Here is a 26,575-nt window from a genome sequence, read left to right as displayed (position 1 = left end):
GACCTATGCGATTTCAAACACTTCTGATGGTCTTGGTCGTGACTGTGCTCCCTCTTGCGGCCTGCAGTCACCTACAGAACGGAAGCGACGAAGAAGCAGTTGCAACGCTTGAGCAGCCCAACATTGTTCTAATCTACATGGATGACTTGGGCTATGGTGACCTCGCTTTATACAATGCAGCGGCGAAGATCGAAACTCCTGTCATTAGTGAACTTGCCGAGCAAGGTGTCGTGTTTACAGATGCGCACTCGCCATCGTCAGTGTGCACACCTTCGCGCTATGGCCTGTTGACGGGCCGATACGCTTGGAGAACTTGGCTAAAAGTTGGCGTGTTGGGAGGATATTCACCACCTCTGATTCGGCAAGACGAGCTGACCTTAATGCAGTGGCTGAAGCGGCGCGGTTATTCGACATCAATGGTTGGCAAATGGCATCTAGGATTCGGCGATGCAGAGCCCGACATGTCCAAATTTCTCACGGGCTTCACTGACGAGCCAGTGGAATTCACAACCGACCCCGGTGGCGGTCCAAACGCTGTCGGATTCGATTATTTCTTCGGACTTTCAGCCTCCCTCGATTTTCCGCCATACGCTTTTCTTGAAAACGGGGCATATGTGGATCCACCGGATCGCGATATTCCCGAGCGTCGGGAAGGAGAATATCTCGACGGGCTCTTTTACTGGAGGGCCGGTGAGATTGCCCCTGGTTTCGACTTTGAACAGGTAGAGCCAATCCTTGTCCGAAAGGCCGTGCAACAGATTGAGGAGCTGTCCAATGGGGGACAGCCATTCTTCCTCTACTATGCATCCCCCGCACCGCACACTCCGGTTTTGCCCACCGCAGACTTTCACGGAGCATCTCAAGCAGGTGAGTATGGCGATTTCGTTGCTCAAACCGATCATTCGGTTGGATTGATAGTGGACGCGCTCAAGCGAACGGGAGAATGGAAGAACACTATTCTGATCTTCACCAGCGATAATGGCGCTGTGCACTTTTCAAACCTTGAAGAATTTGGCCACGTTCCCAACGCGCCTTTCTCGGGTCAAAAGTCCGAACTCACCGAGGGTGGCCATCGCGTTCCCTTCATCGTGACCTGGCCTGACAAGGTGAGGCCACGCGTCTCCGACGACCTGGTGATCCAGACGGATCTCTTTGCGACGATAGCGGAGTTGCTTGGCGGTTCCTTAGCCGCGAAAGACGCAGCGGACAGTTTTAGTTTTGCGCGTGCACTCGGGCTTGGAGCGACATCTGGCGAGGCGCGATCGAGTGGCGTCCACCATTCATTGTTCGGAACCTTTGCATACAGGAAAGGCAACTGGAAGCTTGTCTTGGACGGTCAGTCCGGGGGTTACGGATCTCGCTATCCCGAACTCCTGGAAGGCAAACTGCCGAACCCTCCAAGGAGCACATACCGATTGTATGACCTTTCGGCAGATCCGACTGAGCAAACTGATCTGGCCGCCGAGCACCCGGACTTAGTCGACGCTCTTGCCGGTGAGCTCGAGGCGGTTCGCGATGCTGGCTATTCGCGTCCCGGGGCCGAGCCGCTGTGACTGCCGAAAACGGGGAAGCATTCTCGGGACTGGGGCTCGGCGCTGCGGCGATTGGCAACCTCTATCGCTCGATCAGCGATGAGGAGGCCGAACAAACGCTTTCTGCAGCTTGGGACGCCGGAGTTCGCTATGTAGATACTGCGCCTCATTATGGGGCAGGTCTGAGCGAAGCGCGTATTGGTAAGTTCCTCGCGTCGCGGCAAGTTGATCTCTCGATCTCTACCAAGGTTGGACGGGTCCTCGTGCAGGATAAAGGGGGCAAATTTGATCAGGGTTTTGCTGACACTCCGCCTTTCCGTTCTCGCTTCGACTACTCGGCTGAGGGAATCGAAGAGGCATTCCAAGGTAGCTGCGAACGACTTGGTGTGGATGTGGTCGAAGCGCTGTTTCTGCACGATATTGGCAAGCTCGTTCACGGAGACAAAAGCCAAGCTGTTCTTGAGATCGCAATTTCGGAATCTCTTCCAGCGATGGCTGATCTGAAAAAGGCAGACAAAACCCGAAGAATTGGCATAGGCGTCAACGAAATCGAAGCCTGTCGAGAGGTCCTCGTCCATGCCGATCTGGACCTCGTGTTGCTGGCGGGGCGCTACACCCTGTTTGAGCATCAAGCTTCGATGGCGTTCATGAATGAGATGGAGCGAAACGGGGTCGGGGTCATCGTTGGCGGGCCATTCAATTCTGGGCTGCTCGTGGCACGCGATCAGGAACTTTTGCGCTACAACTACCAGCCCGCTCCGGCATGGGCTGTTGAGAAGGTGACTGCCCAGCAAGCGGTCTGCGAAGACTTCGGCGTTTCTCTGCCTGCTGCCGCGTTGGCATTTGTCCAAGCGCACCCGGCTGTCCATGCTGTTGTCCCCGGAGCACAAACCGCCAAGCAGTTGCGCGAAATTGTCAGCTGGAATGACGAAAGTATCCCTTCCGAGCTCTGGTCCGCTCTGAAAGAGCGCGGTCTGATCGAGAAGGACGCGCTTGTACCATGAAGGGCTGGCTGGATGCCCATATGCATATCTGGCAGCTTAAGCGTGGCGACTATGATTGGCTGACACCAGACCTTGCGCCGATCTATCAGGATTTTGCGATTAAAGACGTCTGGCCCGAGGCGAAAGAGGCGAGCGTGGAATCAGTCATTCTGGTGCAAGCCGCTCCTTCGGTCGAAGAGAGTTTGTTTCTTCTCGATGTCGCCGCTGACGATGCCCGCGTAGTCGGAGTTGTTGGCTGGATCGACTTTGAGTCTGTTCACTGGAAAAGCAAGTTAGACTTGCTTTTGTCGCGGGAGCATCTTGTCGGCATCCGCCCCATGATTGGTGATCTGGATGATCCCGCATGGATCCTGGATGATCGCTTTGTCGGTGTAATTGACGCATTGAGTGAGCATTCACTCGTGCTCGATCTTCACGCCAAACCAGAACATATCGAGCCGTGCTCGATCGTAGCCGAGCGAAACTTGGGCTTGCGTATGGTCCTCGATCATTGCGGCAAACCACCATTGGCTTCCGGCGAAATTCGCGCCTGGCGTGATGCACTCGAGAAGCTCGCATCCCATACCAATGTGTCGTGCAAGATCAGCGGCCTTTTGACCGAGTGCGGGCCCGATCCTGATCTCGCGCTCCTGCGTGACACGATTGCCTATGTATTAGACTGTTTTGGTCCGGAACGCGTCATTTGGGGCAGCGATTGGCCGGTACTAGCGATGTCTGGAACGTATCGGAGATGGGCGAGCCTTTCACGCGAGATTATATCGGAGTTGGCGCCAGCAAACGGAGCGGCGATTTTTCGCGACAATGCGAGGAGAATGTATGGCGTGTGATACAGGCCAGAGCGGTCGGCTTGCGGGCAAGACAGCTTTTGTTACTGCAGCTGGTGCCGGGATCGGCAAAGCGATCAGCGAGTTGTTTGCCGCTCAGGGCGCTAAGGTCATTGCGACAGATGTATCGCCCGACGCGCTTGGCAGCTTGACCCTTGGTGATGCAGGCGAAACCCATGTTCTTGATGTGACTGACAGCGAAGCTATCAGGAGCCTCTCCTTGAGCAGCGATCATGTTTCCGTGTTGGTGAATGTAGCTGGCTGGGTTCCAAATGGAACCGTGCTGGATTGTTCTCGCGACGAGTGGGATCGCGCGGTCGAAATCAATCTCACTTCAGTATATGAGATGTGCCGTGCGTTCCTGCCAGAAATGATGGCCCGCGGCGGAGGTTCGATCGTAAACATCAGCTCGGTCGCTTCGTCGGTTATCGCAGCGCCCAATAGGTTTGCTTATGGTGCAACCAAAGCCGCGATCATCGGCCTGACAAAATCGATTGCAGCCGATTTCGTCACGAAACAGATTCGGTGCAATGCGATCTGTCCTGGGACAATCGAGACGCCTTCATTGCAGCAGCGCATGGGCGCTGGAGAGTCGGCATTTGAAGCGAACCGTGCTGCCTTCTTGGCACGTCAACCTGGAGGACGGTTTGGCAAGCCGGAGGAGGTCGCTCAACTGGCTCTGCACCTCGCATCGGACGAGGCAAGTTTTACGACCGGCGCGGTCCACGTGATCGACGGCGGCTGGTCCAATATGTGAGGTTAAGATGAGACTATTGAGAGTAGGGCCGCGCGGGCAGGAATGGCCTGCCATTGAAGCCAAGGATGGGACCTGGCGAGATGTTTCCGGGCTGATCGATGATTGGTCTGGCACTGCGCTGGGCGATGAGCGGCTGAAAGAGATCGCCAAGGAAGACTTAGGTTCACTTCCAGAATTAGACAGATCGCTTCGAGTTGGTCCTTGCGTGGGAGGCGTAGGCAAATTCATATGCATCGGACTCAACTATTCCGATCATGCGGCCGAAACCGGGGTCGAACCGCCCTTGGAACCTGTGATCTTTTCAAAGGCGACGAGTGCTATCAGCGGACCCAACGACCCGATTGAAATTCCGCGCGGCTCAACGAAAACGGACTGGGAGGTTGAACTTGGGGTCGTGATCGGGAAGCAAGGCAAATACATCGACCAAGCCAATGCAATGGAACATGCCGCAGGTTACTGCGTGATCAATGACCTATCTGAGCGTGCCTTCCAGCTCGAAGGAACAGGCCAATGGGTAAAGGGCAAGAGTGCCGACAGCTTTGGCCCGATCGGGCCGTATCTGGTGACACGAGATGAAGTGCCTGATCCCCAAGACTTAAGCCTCTGGCTCGATGTGAATGGTCATCGCATGCAATCTGGGCATACCGGAACCATGATTTTCTCGGTCAAATACATTGTCAGCTTCGTTTCGCAGTTCATGTCACTTCATCCGGGCGATGTGATCTCGACTGGAACTCCGCCTGGTGTTGGGTTGGGTATGAAGCCGGAACAGTATCTGTCCACGGGTGATCGCGTGACCCTAGGCATAGCGGGCCTGGGCGAGCAGACGCAGGTTTGCATCGAAGCCTCAAACTAAATGAAACAGCATTTCATTGACAAAACAACTGGCATCAGCAAGGGTTCGAACTGATAGAAATGCTTTGGTGAGAGAGTTAGAGATGTTGAGAGCCGTCTATGTGCTGGCGCTGATAGCGTTTTGTGTGGTCGCGCCCCCCACGGCTTCGGCACAAAGCGCCATTCAAAACCCGTCGGATAGAGCCTCTCTGTCATTGAACGGGGAATGGCAGGCCATCATCGACCCCTACTCAACAGGAGACACCACAATTCTTGGAACCCCCAAGGATGACGGCTACTTTCTCGATCTGAAGCCCGACGGCGAGGCAGACCTACTCGAGTACGACTTCGACCGCGCACAGACGCTGACCGTGCCAGGTGATTGGCGGGGGCAGGCTCGTGAGCTTGCAAATTACGAGGGGATTGTCTGGTATCGGAAGAAATTCGATGCTTCACCGAAGGCTGACCGAAGATATTTCATACAGTTCGAAGCAGCCAATTACTCGTCGGTCGTTTACTTAAATGGACAGCTTATTGGGTCTCACGAAGGTGGCTTCACGCCTTTCTCATTCGAAGTGACTGACAAGCTTGTTGCGGGAGAGAACAGTCTCGTCGTGAAAATTGATGGTGAGCGGAGATCCGATCGCGTCCCGGGCATTCGCATGGATTGGACCAACTACACAGGGGTCACTCGCGATGTCAGGCTGATTGAAACTCCCGTGAGTTTCGCTCGAAATTACCAATTGTCACTCGCCGACAGCGAAGGGAAGCGCATCAGCGCGTCTGTCAAAGTCGATGGAAAACCTGTCCCGGTGCGCATAACTATCCCGGCTCTCGGGATCGATTGGACCGGTGTGCCCGGCGCTGATGGTTTGGCAACTACCGAGTTGATGGTCGACTGCCTCGATCTCTGGCGCCCCGATTCCCCGACACTTTATGACGTGAGCGTCACTGTCGGTGATGAAGTTGTCACCGATCAGATTGGTTTCCGACACATTGCGGCTGTTGGAGACCGGTTGATGTTGAATGGCCTTCCGATCTTCCTTCGGGGCATAAGCATTCATGACGAGGTAATCGGCGTGGATGGTGGGCGCATTACCACCGCAGCAGAGGCCGCCGCGCTCATCGATCAGGCTGTTGAACTGGGCGCAAACTTTATTCGCCTTGCTCACTATCCGCACAACGAGCTTATTTTGCGCGAAGCCGATCGTCGCGGTTTGATCGTTTGGTCGGAGCTCCCTGTGTATTGGGGCATCGACTGGAGTAACCCAGCAACGCTGGCATCGGCGAAGCAACAATACGCTGAAATGATTGATCGCGACTTTAATCGCGCATCGATCCTGTTCTGGTCTGTCGCAAACGAGACGGTGAATTCTTCTGAACGGCTCGACTTTCTTTCTCAGCTGGCAGCGGACGTTCGGCAACGAGGGGGAAACCGGTTGATAGCCGCCGCACTGCTTCCGGATTACAGCGACGAAGCAGTCGCCAAACTCGTCGAGCGGGTGACAGGGGTTGTGCAGGGCGGGGTGCCAGAACCCTATGCGGTAGAAATCGACGATCCGCTAGGTGAATACATCGATGTTGTCTCTATAAATCAATATTATGGATGGTATTATTCCCGGCCGATTGCCCAAGCAACGGGCCTTCCGGTTGCCGACGTAAGAGAGGCTGTCTTCAAGCTCATTCCCAATCTGCGTTTCAGTAACGCGTTTGGAAAGCCGATGATTATCTCCGAGCTTGGTGCAGGTGCGTTACAAGGGCGCCGAGGAGAGCCGGATGAGATATGGACCGAGGATTTCCAGGCTCGCTTCTATCGTGCGCAGGTCGGAATGATGCTCGGCAATCCAGGGCTTTCCGGCGTCAGCCCGTGGGTACTCAAGGACTTCCGCTCCCCCATGCGCCCGCTTGGAGGTGTGCAGGACGGGTGGAACAGGAAAGGCCTGATCTCCGAAACTGGCGAGCGCAAACTGGCATTTGATGTGCTCAAATTCTTCTACCGCGCTTACGGCACTGCAACGCGTTCAGCGCTCCCTCCTATCCCGCAATGCACAGCATCTAAGTGAAGAGGGAGCGACCAACATGCGCATGATCTGTTCATTGGCTGCGATGCTCGCGGCTCTTTTTTCCGCATTTGGGGCGGTGTCAGCCGAAGAGGCGTCACCTCAGGACGAGGGCATACAGACATCAGGGGCGAGCACAGATGACGCCATAGTTTTAACCAGCCCCGCTTGGGAGTGGGAACACGCTTATCCAGTCGGCAATGGCCGCCTTGCAGCAATGGTCTTTGGGCGGCCCGGAGATGAGATAATCCAGGTCAACGAAGAGACTGTCTGGGAAGGCGGCACGGATCGCAACGAAGTGCGCGAGGGGGCAGCCGCCGCTCAAGAAACAATCGTCGATCTCATTTTCGATGGCAAGGCACGAGAGGCCGAGCAGCTCTCGCTGAACACACAGCCCGGAGCAGCACCTGACGTCTTGTCTTACCAGACCCTCGGCGATCTGAGCCTCTCGAGTTCGCTCTCGGGCGAAGTGCGGGACTATCGGCGCTATCTCGACCTGGAGCGCGCTGCGGCTGTTTCGCAGTTTAGCTATTCCGATGGTGTTTCGGTCAGTCAGACTGTCTTTGCGAGTGCAGCGGATCAAGTCATCGTCGTACACGTCGCTTTCGACTCACCGGATGGTCGTTTGATCGACTACGATGTTTCGTTCGCGCGTCCTGATGGCCCTGTTGCGCAAGCGGTCGATGGTCATCTGCACATGTCCTTTCGACTGCGCTCGAACGGTGGGAGCGACACTTATGGCAATTCCGTTTCCGCCCGGATTGCCGCCGTCGTTCCCTCAGGTTCCGTCGCAGTTGAAGGCGACGCGCTGCGTGTCAGCACCAGTAAAGAATTTTGGTTGCTGCTTGCGGCTGATACCGAGTTCCGCGGCGCTCGCCCGGAAGACCGCACGCTAGAACATATCACAAAGGCAAGCGGAAAGGACTTTGCAAACCTTTTTGCCGATCACGTCTCAGCCTATTCACCGCTCTACGACAGTTTTGATCTCGAACTTGGCCCTCGCAGCGATGCGAGTGATACCGCTGCGCGGATTGCCAACGTTAGGGCCGGTGGAAATGATCCCGATCTCTATCGGTTGTTCACGCAGTTTGGTCGATACCTCCTTATCTCCAGCAGTCGGCCAGGCAGCCTTCCAGCAAATCTCCAAGGCAAATGGAACGACTACATAGCTGCGCCGTGGAACAGTGATTACCACATGAACATCAACCTGCAGATGAACTACTGGGGTGCAGAAGCTCTGGGGTTGACTTCCAGCAGTGAAGCTTTGGTCGATTGGGTTGAGGCACTGGCACGCAACGGCTCGGACACGGCAAAGATCCAGTACGGAGCGCGTGGCTGGGTTGCGCATCATACCAGTGATGCTTACGCTCGGAGCGTGCCCGACCGAGCAATTTGGGGGCACTGGCCGCTCGGCGGCGCTTGGACATCACTCGCGCTCGCGGAGAGATACCGCTTCACTCAGAATGACGAAGATGCAGAGCGTGGCTATGCTGTTCTCAAGGGAAGCGCTGAATTCATTCTGGATATCCTGCAGCCTATCCCGGAGGGACTTCCATATGCAGGACGCTTGGCCGTCGTCCCCTCCCAGTCGCCCGAAAACCGCTATCTCGATGCGGCAGGGCAGCCTGCTGTCCTAACTTTCTCATCGACCGGTGACACCCAAATCGTCAATGAAGTGTTCGATGCCACGCTTGAACTCATGCAAGCGGTTCGCACTGATCGAGCAGATGCCGACCTCGACAAAGCCTTGGAAGAGGAAATCCTGGTTGCCAAAGCAAGATTGGTGCCGATGCAAATCAGCCAGCGCGATGGAAGGCTGATGGAATGGATCGAAGACTATGACGAAGCCGATCCTGGTCATCGTCATATTTCCCACGCATTTGCTTTGCATCCCGCAAACGACATTTCTCCTGAGAGAACTCCGGAGCTTACGGCTGCGTTGAGGAAGACTATTGAGGCGCGGCTGCAGAACGGAGGAGGGGGGACTGGCTGGAGCAGAGCCTGGCTCGCCAATATGTTTGCACGCCTTCACGAGGGAGATCGCGCTTTAGAACAGCTCTCCGTGCTGGTCGGGAGAGCCAGCCAGCCAAACTTGCTGACCACCCATCCTCCTTTCCAGATCGATGGCAATTTCGGGGGAATGGCTGCGGTTTCTGAGATGCTGATGCAAAGCCATCTTGACGAAGTCCATCTCTTGCCAGCTCTTCCCACGGCATGGTCTGAGGGAAGGGTCAGAGGTCTCAAAGCGCGCGGCGGCTACACCTTAGACTTCTCCTGGTCGCAAGGCAGGCTGGAACGTGGTGAGATTGTTGCAATGCGCGATAGCATCGTAAGGTTGCGCAGCGCCGATCCGCTTCTCGTCCGATCGCAAGACGGTGCATTGAAGGAGACAGACAGACAGCGGATAGGCCCAGACTGGGTTACATCATTCTCAGGAGTTTCGGGGTCGGCATACAGTTTCGAGCCAAACGTGGGTGCGACAAATGAATGAGGCGGCGCGGACAACTGATCGTTTGTCGGAGTTGCTCGCCGAGCTTACGCGTGAGGAGAAGATCAGCCTGCTTTCAGGGCAGGACTTCTGGACACTGCCAGCAATCGAGCGCCTGGGTATAGCCAGTCTTCGAATGTCCGATGGTCCGACCGGGCTACGGTCTGTCAACTCCGAGCCTGCTGTGGTCTTCCCGGTCGGCAGCGCCTTGGCAGCCACCTGGAACACTGAACTGGTGCACGAAGTGGGGGCGGCCATCGGTCGTGAGGCGCTTGCTCATGACGTTGATGTGCTCCTCGCTCCTGGGGTAAATATCCAGAGAACGCCTTTGGGCGGCAGGAATTTCGAGTACTTTTCAGAAGATCCGTTTCTCACCGGCGTGACAGGCTGCGCCTTTGTGAAAGGCGTGCAATCCGTCGGTGTCGGCACGTCGGTGAAGCACTTTGCTGCCAACAATCAGGAACACAATCGCATGTCCTCGTCTTCGGATGTTGACGAGCGCACCCTGCGAGAAGTCTATCTTGCTGCGTTTGAACTGATTGTGCGCGAGGCCAAGCCATGGACGGTAATGGCGTCCTACAATCGCGTGAACGGGGTCTTCGCCTGCGAGAACCATTGGCTCCTTAACGAGGTCCTCAAAGGTGAGTGGGGTTTTGATGGGGTCGTCGTTTCCGATTGGATGGGGGCGAAGGAGACAGTTGCTTCGGCGCAAGGAGGCCTGGATCTGGAAATGCCTGGTCCGCCGAGGATCTATGGCCAAAACCTTGGCAAGGCGCTGGATAATGGGCAAATCGATGAGCCAACGCTCGACGATCATGTCCTTCGGGTGCTGCGTCTGATTGAGCGCTGTGGCGGATTGGAACCCACAAAGAACAAATTGCAGGGCGAAACATGCACTGCGATGCATCGTGATCTCGCAAGGTCCGCGGCAGCGGAGAGCCTGGTTTTACTCAAAAATGAGCGGCGCTTGCTTCCGATCGAGTCCGCGGCCTCCATTGCAGTCATCGGTGGTCTTGCAGACCGACCTGCTATTCAAGGCGGGGGAAGCTCGCAGGTCACCCCGGATCGCCTCGTCTCACCTCTTGAAGCGCTGAGGGAAGAGTTTTCGTCAGACGTGGCGATCAGTTATGAAAGAGGCGTCGACCACGATGAAAAGCCGCCAATCATTGATGGGCGCCTGCTCAAGCCAAGTCTCGATAGCGATGAGGCTGGACTAGCGTTTCGATACTTCGACAATGCTGACTTCTCGGGCGATGCCGTTGACGAGGGCGTCGATTGGCGATTTGCAAAGCTCGGCTTCGGAGCCAAGGCACAACTTCATGACCCATCCTTCAGCGTGGAATGGTCCGGCGTCATAATCCCACGCTACAGCGGCGAGCATGAGATCACGCTGACCCATTCCAATCCCGACGTCGAACTTGTCATCGATAGCAAGACGCTTGTCGCCGATGAAAGCCCGCGCGAGACCGAATTGCTGTTCATGATCCTCGCGTTGAACAAACGATCCGCCTCGATCACGCTCGAGAAGGGTAGAGCGTATCCCATCACTCTCAGATACAGACAGCCTGCCGAGGGCGCTCTGGCGGGTTTCAACATTTTCAATTTCGCTCTGCGCGAACCTGAGCCGGATCGTGGGCGTGCACTAGATATTGCATCTGACGCCGATGTGGTTCTCTTCTTCATGGGTGCGGGTGCACAAAGCGAAACCGAGGGTGAAGATCGTTCTTCTATGCGACTTCCCAAGTCGCAGGAGGACCTTCTGGACGACGTACTTTCCCGAAACCCGAATACGGTCGTGATTCTGAATTCTGGCGGCCCCGTAGAGATGCCTTGGGCGGACCGTGTAGCGACGATTGCGCAAGCTTGGCTTCCCGGTCAGGAAGGGGGAGGGGCCATCGCCAAGATGATCGCCGGAGAGGTCAATCCCTCGGGCAAATTGCCGATGACGTACCCGAAGAAGTACAATGATAATCCGTCCTTCCTGCACTACCCGGGGGGAAGTAGGGTGCGATACGGCGAAGGTCTCTTTGTCGGATATCGGCACTACGATGCCCTGGAACTCGAGCCGCTCTTTCCCTTCGGCCACGGCCTCAGCTACACCGAATTTGCGATCGAGCGTGCGACCGGCGAACCTGTCCTTGAGCCTGATCACGTAACGCTGAGGGTAGCGGTCACAAACCGCGGCAAGCGGACAGGGCAACACGTAGTGCAGGCCTATGTTGAGGATCTGGCCACAGCCGAAACGAAGCCAGCGCGACAACTCAAAGCGTTCACCAAAGTCGTCCTACAGCCTGACGAAACGAAAGAAATCGAGTTAACGCTGAATGCGCGCGCATTTTCCCATTGGGACGTTGATAATGCAGCCTGGAGAACTGCGTCAGGCATCTACCGCATCCACGTCGGATCGAGCTCTCGCGATCTTCCGGTAGTTTTCGAGATAGAGCGGCCAGAGGGATGACCGAAACGTCTGGGGCATCGGTTAGCGACAAGGTATCTATGTCGTCCCGGCTCGCGTTCGGAGTGGGTGATTTCGGCTTCGTTATGGTTTGGCAGGGGACGACCCTGTTCCTGATGTATTTCTACACCGATGTAGCGGGTATATCACCATTTGTCGCAGGATCGATCTATCTTGCCGCAATGGTCTGGGATGCGGTTACAGACCCCATGTTCGCAACGCTCGCTGAACGTACACGCACGAGATGGGGTAGATATCGACCCTGGATCGTATGTGGTGCGATACCCTTTGGTGTGGCTTATCCGCTCGCATTCTCGACAACGCCAACCTCTGCGATTGCCCCGTGGGTGTGGGCGCTTGCGACCCATATTTTCCTACGAACAATGTACACGGTAGTTTCTATGCCGTTCAACTCGATGCAGGCAAGGCTGACCCACGACGCTGATGAACGGACTGTACTTGCAGGCTTTCGCATGGTTGGAGCAGCCAGTGGCGGGATGGCGATTGCCTTTGTTACCCCTTTTGTCGTGGGGATCTATGCAGCGTCGAATGAAGCCACAGGATATCTGGTCGCTGCTGCGATCAGCGGATCAATGGCTGCCTTGGGTTTGATTTACTGCGGTACGGCTATGCGAGAACCGGAACGAGATGATGTCGCTGCTAGCAAAACCGGCTTCTTTGAAGACCTTGCAAAGATGTTCAGACTGTTTGTCGTCAATCCTCCGCTCATACGAGTTTTTGGTATCATTGTGGTCGGCTCGATTTGTCTCGGCATGTTTGGCAAGAACGTCCTGTATTACTTCAAATACGACATCGAACAGCCTGAGCTTGCCTTGCCCGCGCTACTCCTGCCGGCCGCATTGCTCATTGTGGTCACACCATTTTGGGTTTGGCTCTCCAAGCGCACATCTAAACGTGTCGCTCTGGAGCGCGGCCTCTGGATTGCGATCCTTGGCTATTTGCTCTTCTTCCTCAATTTCGAAGGCAACATAATGATCGCCTTTCTTGCGATTGGATTGATCGGCATTGGCGGGGGAGCCGTGCCGGTGATGTTCTGGGCGATGTTGCCTGACACGATTGAGTTCGGGGAAGCGGCCACCGGTGTTCGTGCCGAGGCTCGCACTTTCGGTTTTGCAACCTTCGCGCAAAAAGCCGCTGTCGGAATTAACGCCTTGCTCTTGGGGGGACTGCTTGGCTGGATCGGTTTTGAGGCCAACACCGTTCAATCCGATCAGACGCTGACAGCCTTGCGGGGTGTCATGGCGCTGGTTCCGGCAGCTGGTGCAATTGCGATGCTCGCGATACTTCGTGGTTACAAGCTCGATCAGCAAATGCACCGCAATTTGCGGCTCAGTGCGTAAACCCTAACAGGATGTGGCGCCGCCTATTGCAGCTAAGACGAGTGCCTCAAAGAACGGCTCCCATTTGCCATGGGACGAATTCAAGATCGCCCAGCCCCAGCGCTTCTGATTTGGATTTCTCGCCCGACGCGACCCGCAGGATCAATTCAAATATCTCTTCACCCTGCAGGTCGAGCTCGACACCGTCGAGCGCGGGCGAACAGTCGAAGTCCATGTCCTCGCTCATCCGCTGCGCCATCGCGCGGTTCGACGCAAGTTTGATGCAGGGTGCGGGCTTTGATCCGTAAACCGAACCGCGACCGGTAGTGAAGGCGAGGATGTTGGCCCCGGACGCCATCTGCCCCGTAGCAGAACACGGATCGTATCCGGGGCTGTCCATGAAGACGAAGCCGCGCTGATCAATCGGCTCGCCATATCGGTAGACCGCCCTGAGAGGGCTTGTCCCGGACTTTGCGACTGCGCCGAGCGACTTTTCGAGAATAGTGGTGATACCGCCTGCGATATTGCCTGGGGAGGGGTTGTTGTTTAGTTCAGCGCCGTTGCGCGCCACATAATCCAGCCACCAATCAAGCCTTTCCTGCAAGGCAACGCGCACATCGTCGCTGGCTGCGCGAGCGAACAGCAATTGCTCGGCACCGTAAATCTCCGGTGTCTCTGACAGGATGGCCGTTCCGCCAGAAGCGACCAACAGATCCGCCGCGCGGCCAAGCGCCGGATTGGCAGTGACGCCCGACCAGCCATCGGACCCGCCGCATTGCAGGCCGAGAACGAGATATTCGGCGGACACTTCTTCACGCTTCTGATCTGACATCTCGGCGATCATCTCGCGGACAATGGCGCGACCCTGCTCGATTGACTTGAGGGTTCCGCCCTCATCCTGAATGCTCAGCGTGCGCAGAAGCCCGGCCCGCCGCTCGACTTCGGCATCGTCGATGAACGAGCGAAGCTGCATCATCTCGCAGCCCAGCCCGACCACTAGAACGGCGCCGAAATTGGGATGCGCAGTGTAACCTGTCAGCGTGCGCCGGAGGTTGTCGGTTCCTTCGCTCGACGGGGTCATGCCGCAACCCGTCGTATGGGTCAGAGCGACGATACCATCGATCGCGGGATTGTCCGAAAACATGGCCGACGGAAAGCTGTCAGCGATGGCGCGCGCGACCGTCGCCGAGCAGTTCACGCTGGTCAGGATGCCGATATAGTTCCGCGTACCAACCTTGCCCGAAGTCCGCCGATATCCGAGAAAAGTAGCCGTTCGAGGTAGAACGGGTTCGCCGACAGGTTTGGCTCCAGCGTCACGCGAGATACCTGCCGTGGCCGCGCTCACATTGTGCACATGGACATGCTCGCCTGCGGAAATAGTCGTGGTCGCCGTCCCAATGATCTGCCCGTACTTGACCACTGGTGCGCCCGGGGCAATCGGCGATGTCGCGATCTTGTGCCCCGCCGGTATCGTGTCTGTGGCCACCAATGCTTCGGCAATCGTCTGCCCCGCGGCCACCTCGCCTAGGCAAAGCGCGACGTTGTCGCCGGAATTGAGCCTAAGAATGCGCGGCGATCCCATCGCTCAGGCCTCGACCAGGCCGTGCTGGCCAAATTGAGAGACAGCGTGCGCGGCCCCGCTCGCTTCAATGAGCAAGTAGTTTTCTGTGACCTGAGCTACCAGCTGTTCATCTCGCGACAGGTCGGAGCCGAAAATCTCCGAAAGCGCAAAAAGGTTGGCAACTGCCTGGCGGCTATTGCCGGCTGCATTCGCGATTGCTTCGGCAGTTTTGCGAGCGAGGGGATCGTCAACCTGGTGCCTTTCGCCAGCGTCGTTCTTTCCACCTTGCCAGTGCATCCAGCCAGCGAGAGCAAGGCAGAGCGCCTTTGGCACTTCACCACTCTTCGCGCGGTATGCCCTTATCGTGTTTAGCCAACGCTGTGGCAGTTTCTGGCTGCCATCCATCGCAATCTGGTGCGTGCGATGCTGAAGCGCCGAATTGCCGAACCGTTTGGCAAGCTCAGCGCGGTAGACCTCTGGATCGAACTCGTCGATCGGCTCCAGCGTGGCTTCGGCCTCGTCCCAGAGCACATCGATCAGATGCGCAAAGCCCGGTGCCGCCATCGCCTGATCGACAAAGGTGTGGCCCGCCATACCGCCGAGATAGGCGAGTGCCGAATGCGCTCCGTTGAGCAGGCGCAGCTTGGCCATTTCCCACGCGGCAACGTCATCGGTCATTTGCACGCCCAATTCCTCAAGCGGTGGTCGGCGATTGCAAAACCAGTCTTCGACGACCCACTGCGTAAAGGGCTCTGTCTTCACCAGCGCCTCATCCCGAAGACGCGTCGCGGTTTCGAAACGGTCGAGGTCGTCGGGCACGGTCGCGGGGACAATCCGGTCTACCATCGAGCTCGGGAACGCGACTTCGCGCTCGATCCAGTCGGCGAGGTCCTGATCCACCGCTTTTGCAAGCTCGATCACTGCGGCCCGCGTGCGTTTGCCGTTATCGGGCAGGTTGTCGCACGAAAGAACGGTGAACGGTGCAACACCGCTTGCGCGCCTCGCAGCAAGGCCGGCGACCAGAAAACCCGGTGCGGTCGACGGGCGCGATAGGTCCGTTATGTCCGCAGCGACCGACGGATCGTCCCTCCTCAGGTCACCGGACGCAGGGTCGATGCAATATCCTTTCTCCGTTACCGTCAGCGTGACAAGCGCGACTGCGGGATCGGCCAAAGCATCTACCAGCGCCGCAGGGACATGAGGCGCGACGAGGACACCCTTCAAAGAACCAATAACGCGCAGCTTCTCTTCCTCGCCATCACGGACCACCGTCGCGAAAAGCCCGTCCTGAGGGTTCAACTGCTCGGCCACGGTTGCAGAACGCAGGCTCGATCCCTGGATCATCCAGCCTTCATGCCCGGCATTGAGCAGCGCATCGAAATAGACCGCCTGATGCGCGCGGTGAAATGCGCCGGTCCCGAGATGGACGATGCCGCACGGGCCTGTACGGTCATAGCCCGGTAAATCAACACTTGCGGGTAGCCCGTGGAGGGTCGTCGAAGAAAGGCGGGTCACTTGAATTGCTCCGGAAGCCAAAGGGAGAGAGAAGGCACGAAAGCGACCAGCAGCATCACCGCGATAAGCGCCCCGTAGAATGGCCAGATCGTACGGATTACCGCCTCGGGCTTCGCTCCGCCGACGGCGCAGCCGACGAAGAGAACCGATCCGACCGGCGGCGTGACCAGGCCGATGCCGAGATTGATCAGCATGATGATACCGAAGTGGACCGGGTCGATCCCCACATCCATCGCCACTGGCAAGAAGATCGGTGTGGTGATGATGATAAGAGGAGCCATGTCCATGAAAGCGCCGAGGATCAGCAGGATCGCGAGGATCATGAGCAGAATAATGACCGGATTGCTGGAAATGGTCGTAAGCGTATTCGCCAGAAGTTCAGGACCATGGAGGAACGCGAACAGCCATCCGAACATCCCCGCAGTCCCGATGATAAGCATGACCATGGCAGTAGTTCGCACGGCCCCGCTGGCCGCTTCAACGAACTTGCCTAACCCTAGAGTGCGATAGACAAGCACGCCCACGAGGATGGTGTAAATGACGGCAACGGCCGAACTCTCGGTAGGCGTAAAGACCCCGAGTAGGATGCCGAACACGATGATCAGTGCGGTCATGAGGCCCGGAAAAGCTCCGACGAAAGCGCGCGCAAATTGTACCCAGCCCGGGAATTCGCCCCCAGGATAGCCGCGGTTGATTGCCACCCGCCAGGCGACAAACATCAATGCAGCACCGGCGAGAAGACCGGGTATCACTCCCGCTAGGAAAAGGTCGCCAACGCTTACGCTCACTGGGGAGGCGGCAGCATAGATGATCATGTTGTGCGAGGGCGGGATGAGAATGCCGAGGATCGCGGCGGTGATGGTCACATTGACCGCATAATCAGTGTCGTAGCCTTTCTCCTTCATCATCGGCATCAGGGTGGAGCCCATGGCGGAAACGCTTGCCACAGCCGATCCCGACACCGCGCCAAACATCATGCTGGCCCCAACGTCGACCTGCCCGAGACCGCCCCGCGCGCGTCCGACAGCGCCCTCGGCGACCCGCACCATACGCTCGGCAATCCCGGTTCGCGCCATCAGGTCACCGGCAAACACGAAGAATGGGATCGCCATCAGCGTGAACACATTCATGCTCCCTGCCATCCGCTGGAAAGCGACGAGCATAGGAATATCGAGCAGCATAAAGGTCACAAGCGAGGCAGCGCCCAGCGAAAACGCCACTGGCACTCCAATTGCCAGGAAAACCGCCAGAAGGAGAAGAAGAACGGTCAGCTCCATAGTGGCTCGACCTTCGATCCGGAGCGTTCTGCAAGAATATGCTCGACCGAGAAAAACATGATCAGCACACCTGCCGCGGGAAGCGGCGCGTAGGCCAGGCCCCGCGGCAAGCCGAGTGTCGGAATGTCATGCTGCCAGGTCGCAAGCGCGAGCTCGGCTCCGCCCCATGCCATCCCCGCTCCGAATAACAGGACAACAAGGTGACAAATCATGGCAGCGGTCTTGCGACTCGCCTCGCCAATGCTGTCCTGCAAGAGCGACAAACGGATATGAAAGCCCTCGCGCACGCCCGCAGCCGCAGCGAAAAGAATGAACCACAGCATCAGGAAAAGCGCCGCCTGTTCCGCCCACGCAGGTGCATCGCCGAGCAGATAGCGGCCGAACACTTGCCAGCCGATGATTGCGGTCATCGCCACCAAACCGATGGCAGAAAACCAGAGCGCAAGCTGGCTCAGGAATCGAGACAACGCGCTCATGCTGCGGGGTCCATCGCTGCAATTTCGGCTACGATATTGCGCATCGAAGCAGTCGTGAGGAACCGTTCCCATACTGGTTTGACGAGCTCCTGAAACGGCCTTGGGTCAGGTTCGTTATGGATCACTCCACCAGCCAGAACTGCAGCACGTGATTGCTCGACACGTGCGTCCCACAAACGCCGCATATGCGGCACACTTTCCTCGGCACAGCTTCTGATCAGATACTGATCCTCAGGCGAAAGCTTGTTCCAGCTGCGCAGCGACATAGTCAGCACTTCGGGTGAGAGAACGTGGCGTGTCTCGCTGTAATACTTTGCAGCCTCGAAATGGCGGGTGCTTTCGTATGAGGGCCAGTTGTTCTCTGCCCCGTCGACCGTGCCTTGCAGCAGGCCCTGATATACTTCGCCGAAATCCATTGGCGTCGGGCTGCCGCCGAGCGCGCGCACCATCTCAACGAATAGGTCAGAAGTCTGCACCCTGATCTTGAGCCCGCGCAAGTCTTCGGGCCGTTCAATAGCGCGTTTGGTGGTGTAGAAACTGCGCCCGCCGCTGTCGTAGTAGCAGAGCCCAATCAGCCCATGCGGCTTTAGCGCATCGAGGATCCTGCGTCCCGGCGCGCCGTCCATGGCGTTGCGCATGTGCTCGGTCGAACTGAAAAGGAAGGGGAGCGCCGGCACCACGGTTTCGGGAACAATCGAATTGAGCGGGGCAAGGTTCACACGGTTGAGATCGATCCCGCCAAAGATGGTGATCTCAAGCGAGTCTTTCTCCTGTCCCAACACACCGCCGGGATAATGCTCAATCGCTAGCCGCCCGCCCGATCGTTCGGCCAGCAATCGCCCCATGAACCTGACCGCCTCGACCGTCGGATAACCTTCGGGATGGGTGTCGACCGCGGTTAGCAGACTATCGCCTCGCTGCGCGCATGCAGATCCGAGACCAGCGCCCGCGACAAGAGCTGCGCCTCCGATCCCCTGCAAGACAACCCGGCGAGCAAGCATGGTCACAGACGGTAAGCCGCCTTCGCCAGATTGTAGGCGAGGTCTTGCGCGACCTGCGCGGCATCCTCCTCCAGCATGCGGTGCTCCGCCACAAGCCGTGCAAGGAAGCCGCAGTCCATTCGCCTTGCAACATCATGCCGGGCCGGGATGGAGAGAAACGCGCGCGTGTCGTCGTTGAAACCGACCGTGTTGTAAAACCCGGCAGTTTCGGTCGTCTGCTCACGGAAACGCCGCATGCCCTCGGGGCTGTCATGGAACCACCACGCGGGGCCGAGCTTGAGCACCGGATAGTGGCCGGCGAGCGGCGCGAGCTCGCGCGAATAAACGGACTCATCCAGAGTGAAGAGGATCACCGAGAGGTTCGGCTCGTTGCCGTAACGGCTTAGCAGAGGTTGCAATGCGGCGACATAATCAGTGCGTGTCGGAATATCGGCCCCTTTGTCACGGCCAAACCGTTCGAACACACCTTGGTTATGGTTGCGGAAGCTGCCCGGATGGATCTGCATGACGAGCCCATCCTCAAGGCTCATTCTGGCCATTTCGACCAGCATGTGCCCGCGGAATATCTCCGCTTCGTCAGTGCTGAAATCACCGGCAGTGACCTTCGCAAACAAGGTCTCGGCTTCGAAGCGGGCAAGGTCGGCAGTGGTTGCGGTCGGGTGTCCGTGATCGCTCGAGGTCGCGCCGTGCTGCTTGAAGTAGGCGCGCCGGTCCATCAGTGCGTCGAGATAGCCCTGATAGGTCGTAGTATCGCATCCGGTGATCTCACCGAGACGCGCGATGTTGTCGGCAAAGCCTTCGTATTCAGGGTCGAGCACATTGTCCGGACGGAAGGCTGTGATAACCTTCTTCCCCCAGCCATCGTCTTTAAGCTTACTATGGTGGACGAGCGGATCGAGAGGATCCTCAGTGGTCGCGATAATCTCGATATTGTATCGGTCGAACAGCGCGCGCGGCCTGAAATCGTCCTGCTTCAGCTTGGCATCGATCGTGTCGAAATAGAGGTCAGCAGTGTCTGCGCTCAAGGTTTCGGTTAAGCCGAAAACCTCCGAATAGACCCAGTCATGCCACATGCGCGACGGCGTTCCGTGGAACAGATGGTAGTTCTCGGCAAACAGCCGCCAGACCTTGCGCGGGTTTCTCTCGATTTCCGGTCCACCAGCACGCGGCTGCTTCGGTACCCCCAGCGCCTCAAGCGGGATGCCCTGGCTGTAGAGCATCCGGAAAACGTAGTGATCGGGCGTAATGAGTAGTGCCGCCGGGTTGGGGAACGGCTCGTTTTCGGCAAACCACGAGGGATCCGTGTGGCCATGGGGGCTGATGATCGGAAGGTCGCGCACCGTGTCGTACAGGTGTCTCGCAAGTGAGCGAACGCGCGAATCCGAAGGAAAGAGCCGATCTTCATGTAAGTCTATCAGTGACAAATGGGAGCTCCTAAGTTCTCGCTTGATGGTTGCGGATAGGCTCGGTTGCGGTCGGACGGTTAGTGGCAGGCACGCCCCTTTTTTGGCATTCTACTTGGCATTGGTTTGTTTTGTATATAAAACCTTGTTTCGTGACAAGGCGGAGGCGCTTGCTTCAGATCGGTGACCGGATTTCGCCTCGTCCTCCTCGCCTGACAGACAAGGAACAAATGTGAAGATCACTAGCGCAAGGGTAATTGTCACTTCCCCGGGCCGTAACTTTGTCACTCTCAAGATCGAAACCGATCAAGGAATCTCCGGAATCGGAGATGCGACCTTGAACGGGCGCGAAATGGCAGTCGTATCCTATCTTGAAGATCATCTCGTACCGCTGCTTTTAGGTCGAGATCCCCACCGCATCGAAGATATCTGGCAGCTGCTATACAGAGGCGCTTACTGGCGCCGCGGACCTGTCACTATGTCGGCTATCAGTGCTGTCGACATGGCTTTGTGGGACATCAAGGGTAAGGTAGCCGGATTGCCTGTTTATCAGCTGCTGGGTGGCGCATCTCGCGATGGCGTATTGGTCTATGGTCACGCCAATGGGCCAGATATCGACGAAACTATTGATGAAGTTGGTCGCTACATTGAGCTCGGATATCGAGCAATCAGAGTACAGTCGGGTATCCCCGGTGTGAAAGGCGCATATGGTGTCGGTCGTGGCCAGATGTATTACGAGCCTGCTGATAGCGCCTTACCGACCGAGACGCGTTGGGACACAGCGGCCTATCTGAACTTTGCGCCGAAGCTCTTCGAAAAGGTACGAGAAACCCACGGGTTCGACATTGAGCTACTACACGACGTTCACCACCGTTTGACGCCGATCGAAGCGGCGAAGCTCGGCAAATCCTTGGAGCAATTCCGTCTTTTCTGGATGGAAGATTGCACTCCAGTTGAAAACCCTCAAGCTTTTCGGCTGGTGCGAAAACACACGGTCACGCCACTGGCTGTTGGTGAAATCTTCAATTCGGTGCACGATTGCCGCGAGCTGATTGAGAACCAATTGATAGATTACATTAGGGCAACTGTAGTTCATGCCGGAGGCATCACTGGCTTAAAGCAAATCTCTTCGCTTGCTGCGTTGTATCAGGTTCGCACAGGCTGTCATGGAGCGACCGATCTATCGCCTGTTTGCATGGCCGCTGCCCTCAATTTCGATCTTTGGGTGCCGAACTTTGGTATCCAGGAATACATGCGACACACTGAGGAGACCAATGAGGTTTTTCCGCATTCGTACAGCTTCGCCGATGGTTATCTCCATCCGGGGGACAGTCCCGGACTTGGTGTTGAAATCGACGAAGACCTTGCGGCCAAATACCCATACGAGCCACGTCAATTGCCGGTAGCACGTCTGGCAGATGGCACGATGTGGAATTGGTGAGACTTGGCCCAATGAACAAAGTCTATGTCATGGGCGAGGCGCTAATCGAACTCGCTTCGATAGGAGACAACACGATAAGGCTCGGCCACGGTGGAGACACACTCAATACCGCCGTCTACTTGGCGCGCCTCGGTGTCGTTCCATTCTTCGTCTCTGCTTTAGGTGCGGATTCGTATTCGGCCGGTTTACGCGCCAAGCTGCAGGCAGAGAACGTTGCCGTCGACCATGTTCTGACTAATCGCGACAAGCTTCCCGGTCTTTATGCCATAGATCTCGATGAAAAAGGAGAAAGAACATTTCGCTATTGGCGCGGCGATAGCGCAGCTCGAACCTTCTTTAGCTTACCAGGTAGCGCTGCGGCAATTGAAGCCATGTGCGATGCAGATTGGTTGGTCATCTCCGGCATAAGTTTGGCAGTTTTCAACCAAGAAGAGCGCGATTTCATACTTGACGCCGCAAGCAAGGTGCGAGCGCGCGGAGGCGAAGTAGTGTTCGACCCCAATTATCGCCCACAGTTGTGGGCTAATCCTGAACAAGCTATTTCGGTTAACAAGGATGTAGCGCCAATCTCTTCCATCGTTTTGGTGACACAAGCAGATGAGTGCGATCTGCATGGCAACCGAACACTTCAGGAAACGGGGGAGTGGTGGCACAGTGCCGGAGCGAACCTGATTGTCATGAAGAGAGGAATTGAGGGCGCTGCTTTTTGGGAACGGGGGAAAGAACTCATCGCGATCCCAAGCCAACCCGATAATTGCCCAGTTGATACAACTGGAGCAGGAGACAGTTTCAACGCCGCATTTTTAGCCGCCCTTATCGGCGGTGCGTCACTCTCCGAGTCAGCGAGAAATGGAAACAATTTGGCGCGGCAAGTAATTCGCCACCAAGGAGCTTTGTGCCCGCAAGATGCAATGCCATCGAGCTGTACTTCGAATGCTGAGGCCAAAAATCTTGCAGAACGATGGAGCTCAACGCCATGACTGAGCGCCAAAATGTTGAGGCTTTTTCATTCGGCGAGATTGCTTCAATATTTGGAATGGTCAGCGCGGGTGTAAGACCAGCAGACCTGCAGACCAACATTTACAAGGCCAGGTTCCGTGAAACTGTCTGATTGCATCAGTATTGCCGATCTTCGCCAGCTTGCTAGGCGCCGCGCGCACCGCATGGTTTTCGACTACATTGATGGGGGTGCTGAAGACGAAGTAACAATGTCCGGCAACGTAGACGCATTTGTCAAACATCGTTTTGTGCATCGTGTTTTGCGAGACGTGTCCGCTCTAGATCCATCGATCGAGATCTTTGGCCAACGCCGCCCGCTTCCCTTTTTTCTTTCTCCGACAGCGGGTAACCGTTTGTTCCATACCGACGGGGAGGTCGCCGTCGCTCATGCGGCTGGCGAGGCTGGCATCGTATCGGGACTATCGACACTGGGCTCGACCAGCATCGAAGACTTTTGTGCTGCCGGAACTGGTCCCAAGTGGTTTCAAACCTATGTCTGGAAGGATCGCGAGCTTACCCGTGAAATGCTGTTGCGCGCAAAAGCAGCAGGGTTTGAGACACTGGTGGTCACTGTTGACATGCCTGTGCATGGCAGTCGGGAAAGGGACCATCGCAACGGCTTTGCTATTCCTCCCAAGATTGGTTTGAAACAAACCATACAGGCGCTCAGGGCACCGCGGTGGACCTTAGACTACCTAGCCAGCTCACCCATCAGATATGCAAATCTGTCACAGAATACTTCTGCTATTAGTCTTGCAGATTTTGTGAATGATCAGTTGGACCCAGCGTTTTGCTGGGACGATGCAGCCGAACTCATCTCGCATTGGTCGGGGTCGACTGTTCTCAAAGGTGTCGTTCACCCTGACGATGCGAAGCGCGCAGTAGAGATCGGCTTTGATGCCATCCAAGTGAGCAACCATGGGGGAAGGCAACTGGATCGGGATGTCGCTCCCCTCGATGCCTTGCCCGCAATCAGAAAGGCGGTCGGCGAACAGGTTCCTCTCATTCTCGATAGCGGCGTAAGGCGTGGGTCAGACATCCTTACGGCACTAATCTGTGGGGCAGATGCTGTAAGCTGTGGACGAGCCTACCTTTATGGGTTGGCCGCTGGAGGTGAAGCTGGCGTAGCAAGATCAATCGAAATACTCAAAGATGAGTTGCTTCGTTCAATGGCGCTGTTGGGTGTCGCTTCAATTCGCGAACTATTGCTCGAAAGAGGACGTTGGAACATCTCAACGACTGAAAATCTTGCGGTCCATGCAGCGATGTCCGGTCCGCAGTTCCGTTGAGACACGGTCCAACAATCGGTCCGAATTGCGTGGAAAATCTCGTAAATGTCCGTTACCTCATAGATCGGCGGCCATTTGTCGATGGTAGTGCAGGGATCAGATATGCCGGACTCAGCAGGCCGCCGAGCTCGAAATCCAGTCCTTGGTCACTATGAAGAAAAACATGCCGATCATTGAGCGCTTCAACGTGGCACGGGTTCTCCGGGAGCTTGATCAAAGCGCCCCCCGGCATTCGATAGTACTCTTTGGGTACTGGCAGGCACATCTCGTGCGAAGGCTCGCGTCTTCCCCCGCTCAGGATCGTAAGACCCGGTCCAACTCCCATTTTGCCGTACGACAATCGCAAAAATGAGCCGCTTTTCCCGCGATCAATCCGCTTGCCGCACGGGCTAAACAACTTGGCGCAAAGGGCAGCACTTGGGGGTATCGCTGGGGGTGCTCGCGAGCTGTAAATCAAAAATACTAATTGAGATCATATAGTTATCTCCTCGTTGTTTGTCCCTCCTCCGCTACCAGGAAATAGCGTCCGCATGGGTTCGCTTGTGTTCGCATGGGTCCGGATTTTCGATCCAAATCACTGATTTCCAAAACGAGTGTGCTACCACGCCAATCCGCTTGGAGCGGTATGCGTCCGCATGTGTTCGCCTGAGGCCGAGGCCATTTGGGGGTAGCGGTGGGGGTATTTTCGGTATCTTTGAAATCTGGCGATACCCCCAGCTGCGGACTCGGCCCAGATCGCAAATGTTCTCGCAAGTGCAACGGCTTATCGAAGCCATAAAAAAACAGATTCTCCGATAGGTCCCGATCTAGGGCCGGAGTTCGAGTCCCTCCGACAGTTCAAAACTCGAACGCGGAGTACAAAGATCAACAATTTTTGAGTTCGCGGAATAATCTCACCCCGCGTCCGTAGTCGCCCAAGACAATTGGTCAAAAGGGGTGACACAGATGACGCAAACGATCGAGATTGGAAGTCCTCCAAAGAGCGATGCGAAAAGGATCAGCATCCGGCTCGGCCTGATGAGCGCGGTTGCGTTGGTCGTATTCACGTCCTCAGCAATTGCCCTTGCGCAAGAGCCGGAAGCCGAGCAGGCTATGGCGGATGGGCAATCGGAGCCGGCGATCGCCGCCTGGGGTAATGTGCTAGCCCGTGATCCGGACAACTTGAACGCGCTTGTTGGACGCGCGACCGCATATGGCTGGCAAAAAGATTGGTCTCGTGCAGAAGCAGACGTCAACAGGGCGTTGGGCCTTGCACCCAATGATCTTTCCGTTCTCAACGCCGCGGGATACATCGCCGCCTGGTCCGGCAAGCACGGTTTGGCCGAGCAATACTTTGAGCGGATGCTCGCTGTTGCCCCGGACAGCGAGGGTGCGAAGAAGGGTCTGGCCTACAATGCCTATTGGGCGGGCGAGAATGAAAGTGCGGCCAGCGCTTTTCAGCAGATCGCTTATGAGTTTCCAGATGACGCAGAGCCATGGGTCGGTGTCGGTAACGCTCGCATCGCCGAGGGGCAGGCGCGCAGATCAGCCGAAGCATTCCGGCAGGCGAAGGCGATAGATCCGGGCAATGCCGAAGCGCGGAGCGGATTGCGCCGAGCCTATGACTATCCAGCGATGGCCGAGCTTTCGGTATGGGTTGGTGACACGTCTGGTGGCGGCGATGCTGGCCTCAGGATGGTGGAGGCAGCGAGTTGGGTCACACCCCAAACCCGCATCTGGGCGCGCTATGACGATGGCCTTTCGCTCGACAACCCTGTGCTCGCACGCACCGGGCAGAACGCCACCACCTATTTCGTCGGCGGGCTTCACCAGTTTGGTGAAAGCTTCATCGGTTCGGCGGAATTCGGGTATCGCGATTTGCCGCTTGGTGAGGATCAGCAAGTCTACAAGCTCGAAGGGGTCTATCTGTCCGATCTCGGAGCGACGAAGCTCGGCGGCCAGATCAGCCCGCACAGCGAGGGCTTCACCGACCGTCTGATCTACGCCGGTCACAATTTCCGCGTGAGCGATCGCTTCTCGTTCGAGCCGAGCGTTTACCTCGCGCGGACCGGCGCAGCCCGTGACGATGAATGGCGCGTTGTCGGGTACGGTGAATACAACACCGGCGATTTCGCGCTCGGTATCGGTGTTGGCGGCGGCGATGTTTCAAGCATCAATCCTGTTGCCGATGGCGGTGTCTTCACAATTTACGGCAACGCATCAGCCCGCATCGGTGGCTGGCACCGCGTGCACCTAAATGTCGCGCGTGAGGAAACTCCACTGGTCGATTTCACTCGTGTTCTGGTTGGCGTGACCCTGCGCCTGCCTCGCAACTAGGGG

19 protein-coding genes are annotated in these 26,575 nt (G+C 56.8%); 13 read left to right on the top strand and 6 right to left on the bottom strand.

The window, feature by feature from the left end:
* The first annotated feature begins 5 nt into the window (after window positions 1–5).
* From HUO12_RS05590 to HUO12_RS05550, 9 genes are read left to right on the top strand one after another with little or no spacing between them, the layout of a single operon-like run.
* Window positions 6–1,553: a sulfatase family protein gene (locus HUO12_RS05590; protein ID WP_176272652.1), complete on the top strand. Its 1,548-nt coding sequence runs from the start codon at window positions 6–8 to the stop codon at window positions 1,551–1,553.
* Window positions 1,550–2,536 carry an aldo/keto reductase gene (locus tag HUO12_RS05585; RefSeq protein WP_176272651.1) on the top strand — a complete coding sequence of 329 codons (987 nt, stop codon included), beginning with the start codon at window positions 1,550–1,552 and terminating at the stop codon, window positions 2,534–2,536. The genes HUO12_RS05590 and HUO12_RS05585 overlap by 4 nt, the downstream gene beginning before the upstream one ends.
* Entirely contained in the window at window positions 2,533–3,363 is an 831-nt protein-coding gene (locus HUO12_RS05580; protein WP_176272650.1) for an amidohydrolase family protein, read from the top strand. Before HUO12_RS05585 ends, HUO12_RS05580 begins: the two co-directional genes overlap by 4 nt.
* Window positions 3,353–4,117 (top strand): SDR family oxidoreductase, encoded by a 765-nt coding sequence (locus tag HUO12_RS05575; protein ID WP_176272649.1) that lies wholly within the window; start codon window positions 3,353–3,355, stop codon window positions 4,115–4,117. The genes HUO12_RS05580 and HUO12_RS05575 overlap by 11 nt, the downstream gene beginning before the upstream one ends.
* A 7-nt stretch (window positions 4,118–4,124) precedes the next feature.
* Complete coding sequence (locus tag HUO12_RS05570) at window positions 4,125–4,973, top strand: fumarylacetoacetate hydrolase family protein (RefSeq protein ID WP_176272648.1); 849 nt, start codon at window positions 4,125–4,127, stop codon at window positions 4,971–4,973.
* 16 nt (window positions 4,974–4,989) lie between these two features.
* On the top strand, window positions 4,990–7,014 hold the full coding sequence (locus HUO12_RS05565; RefSeq protein WP_176272647.1) for a glycoside hydrolase family 2 protein: 2,025 nt from the start codon (window positions 4,990–4,992) through the stop codon (window positions 7,012–7,014).
* A gap of 16 nt (window positions 7,015–7,030) precedes the next feature.
* Entirely contained in the window at window positions 7,031–9,502 is a 2,472-nt protein-coding gene (locus tag HUO12_RS05560; RefSeq protein WP_176272646.1) for a glycoside hydrolase family 95 protein, read from the top strand.
* Entirely contained in the window at window positions 9,495–11,957 is a 2,463-nt protein-coding gene (locus HUO12_RS05555) for a glycoside hydrolase family 3 C-terminal domain-containing protein (RefSeq protein WP_176272645.1), read from the top strand. The genes HUO12_RS05560 and HUO12_RS05555 overlap by 8 nt, the downstream gene beginning before the upstream one ends.
* A complete protein-coding gene (locus tag HUO12_RS05550; protein ID WP_176272644.1) occupies window positions 11,954–13,315 on the top strand; it encodes an MFS transporter in 1,362 nt (453 codons plus the stop codon). The genes HUO12_RS05555 and HUO12_RS05550 overlap by 4 nt, the downstream gene beginning before the upstream one ends.
* A 46-nt stretch (window positions 13,316–13,361) precedes the next feature.
* Here HUO12_RS05550 and HUO12_RS05545 read toward each other — a convergent pair whose 3' ends face one another.
* From HUO12_RS05545 to uxaC, 6 genes are all read right to left on the bottom strand, one after another.
* Complete coding sequence (locus HUO12_RS05545; protein WP_176272643.1) at window positions 13,362–14,876, bottom strand: UxaA family hydrolase; 1,515 nt, start codon at window positions 14,874–14,876, stop codon at window positions 13,362–13,364.
* A 3-nt stretch (window positions 14,877–14,879) separates the two neighbouring features.
* Window positions 14,880–16,370, bottom strand: a complete 1,491-nt coding sequence (locus HUO12_RS05540; RefSeq protein ID WP_176272642.1) for a mannitol dehydrogenase family protein — start codon at window positions 16,368–16,370, stop codon at window positions 14,880–14,882.
* The gene (locus HUO12_RS05535) at window positions 16,367–17,647 is read right to left on the bottom strand and encodes a TRAP transporter large permease (protein ID WP_176272641.1); all 1,281 of its coding nucleotides are present in this window, start codon (window positions 17,645–17,647) and stop codon (window positions 16,367–16,369) included. Before HUO12_RS05535 ends, HUO12_RS05540 begins: the two co-directional genes overlap by 4 nt.
* Window positions 17,638–18,057, bottom strand: coding sequence for a TRAP transporter small permease (locus HUO12_RS05530; RefSeq protein ID WP_217905175.1), 420 nt, complete (start codon window positions 18,055–18,057; stop codon window positions 17,638–17,640). Before HUO12_RS05530 ends, HUO12_RS05535 begins: the two co-directional genes overlap by 10 nt.
* 62 nt (window positions 18,058–18,119) lie before the next feature.
* Window positions 18,120–19,124 (bottom strand): TRAP transporter substrate-binding protein, encoded by a 1,005-nt coding sequence (locus HUO12_RS05525; protein WP_176274307.1) that lies wholly within the window; start codon window positions 19,122–19,124, stop codon window positions 18,120–18,122.
* 2 nt (window positions 19,125–19,126) lie between these two features.
* On the bottom strand, window positions 19,127–20,548 hold the full coding sequence (gene uxaC, locus HUO12_RS05520; RefSeq protein ID WP_176272639.1) for a glucuronate isomerase: 1,422 nt from the start codon (window positions 20,546–20,548) through the stop codon (window positions 19,127–19,129).
* 211 nt (window positions 20,549–20,759) lie between these two features.
* On the opposite strand from uxaC, the gene manD reads away from it, so the two are divergent.
* The 4 genes from manD to HUO12_RS05500 all read left to right on the top strand — a co-directional run bounded on the left by manD (window position 20,760) and on the right by HUO12_RS05500 (window position 26,572).
* Window positions 20,760–21,968, top strand: a complete 1,209-nt coding sequence (manD, locus tag HUO12_RS05515) for a D-mannonate dehydratase ManD (protein WP_176272638.1) — start codon at window positions 20,760–20,762, stop codon at window positions 21,966–21,968.
* A gap of 11 nt (window positions 21,969–21,979) precedes the next feature.
* Complete coding sequence (locus tag HUO12_RS05510) at window positions 21,980–22,948, top strand: sugar kinase (RefSeq protein ID WP_176272637.1); 969 nt, start codon at window positions 21,980–21,982, stop codon at window positions 22,946–22,948.
* Window positions 22,949–23,065: 117 nt separating this feature from the next.
* Complete coding sequence (locus tag HUO12_RS05505; protein ID WP_332310375.1) at window positions 23,066–24,256, top strand: alpha-hydroxy acid oxidase; 1,191 nt, start codon at window positions 23,066–23,068, stop codon at window positions 24,254–24,256.
* A 945-nt stretch (window positions 24,257–25,201) separates the two neighbouring features.
* Entirely contained in the window at window positions 25,202–26,572 is a 1,371-nt protein-coding gene (locus HUO12_RS05500; RefSeq protein ID WP_176272635.1) for a tetratricopeptide repeat protein, read from the top strand.
* Window positions 26,573–26,575 lie beyond the last annotated feature (3 nt).

The organism is Altererythrobacter lutimaris, from assembly GCF_013371495.1.
GTDB classification, from domain to species: Bacteria; Pseudomonadota; Alphaproteobacteria; order Sphingomonadales; family Sphingomonadaceae; genus Erythrobacter; species Erythrobacter lutimaris_A.
Note: the sequence above shows the minus strand (reverse complement) of the source record. Positions and strands in the feature narration are given on the sequence as shown.

Coding starts and splice junctions, on each gene's coding strand:
- HUO12_RS05530 (WP_217905175.1), bottom strand. CDS start 18,057: ATGACCGCAATCATCGGCTGGCAAGTGTTCGGCCGCTATCTGCTCGGC.
- HUO12_RS05510 (WP_176272637.1), top strand. CDS start 21,980: ATGAACAAAGTCTATGTCATGGGCGAGGCGCTAATCGAACTCGCTTCG.
- HUO12_RS05525 (WP_176274307.1), bottom strand. CDS start 19,124: ATGCTTGCTCGCCGGGTTGTCTTGCAGGGGATCGGAGGCGCAGCTCTT.
- HUO12_RS05545 (WP_176272643.1), bottom strand. CDS start 14,876: ATGGGATCGCCGCGCATTCTTAGGCTCAATTCCGGCGACAACGTCGCG.
- HUO12_RS05500 (WP_176272635.1), top strand. CDS start 25,202: ATGACGCAAACGATCGAGATTGGAAGTCCTCCAAAGAGCGATGCGAAA.
- HUO12_RS05580 (WP_176272650.1), top strand. CDS start 2,533: ATGAAGGGCTGGCTGGATGCCCATATGCATATCTGGCAGCTTAAGCGT.
- HUO12_RS05535 (WP_176272641.1), bottom strand. CDS start 17,647: ATGGAGCTGACCGTTCTTCTTCTCCTTCTGGCGGTTTTCCTGGCAATT.
- HUO12_RS05550 (WP_176272644.1), top strand. CDS start 11,954: ATGACCGAAACGTCTGGGGCATCGGTTAGCGACAAGGTATCTATGTCG.
- HUO12_RS05560 (WP_176272646.1), top strand. CDS start 7,031: ATGCGCATGATCTGTTCATTGGCTGCGATGCTCGCGGCTCTTTTTTCC.
- HUO12_RS05590 (WP_176272652.1), top strand. CDS start 6: ATGCGATTTCAAACACTTCTGATGGTCTTGGTCGTGACTGTGCTCCCT.
- HUO12_RS05570 (WP_176272648.1), top strand. CDS start 4,125: ATGAGACTATTGAGAGTAGGGCCGCGCGGGCAGGAATGGCCTGCCATT.
- HUO12_RS05575 (WP_176272649.1), top strand. CDS start 3,353: ATGGCGTGTGATACAGGCCAGAGCGGTCGGCTTGCGGGCAAGACAGCT.
- HUO12_RS05555 (WP_176272645.1), top strand. CDS start 9,495: ATGAATGAGGCGGCGCGGACAACTGATCGTTTGTCGGAGTTGCTCGCC.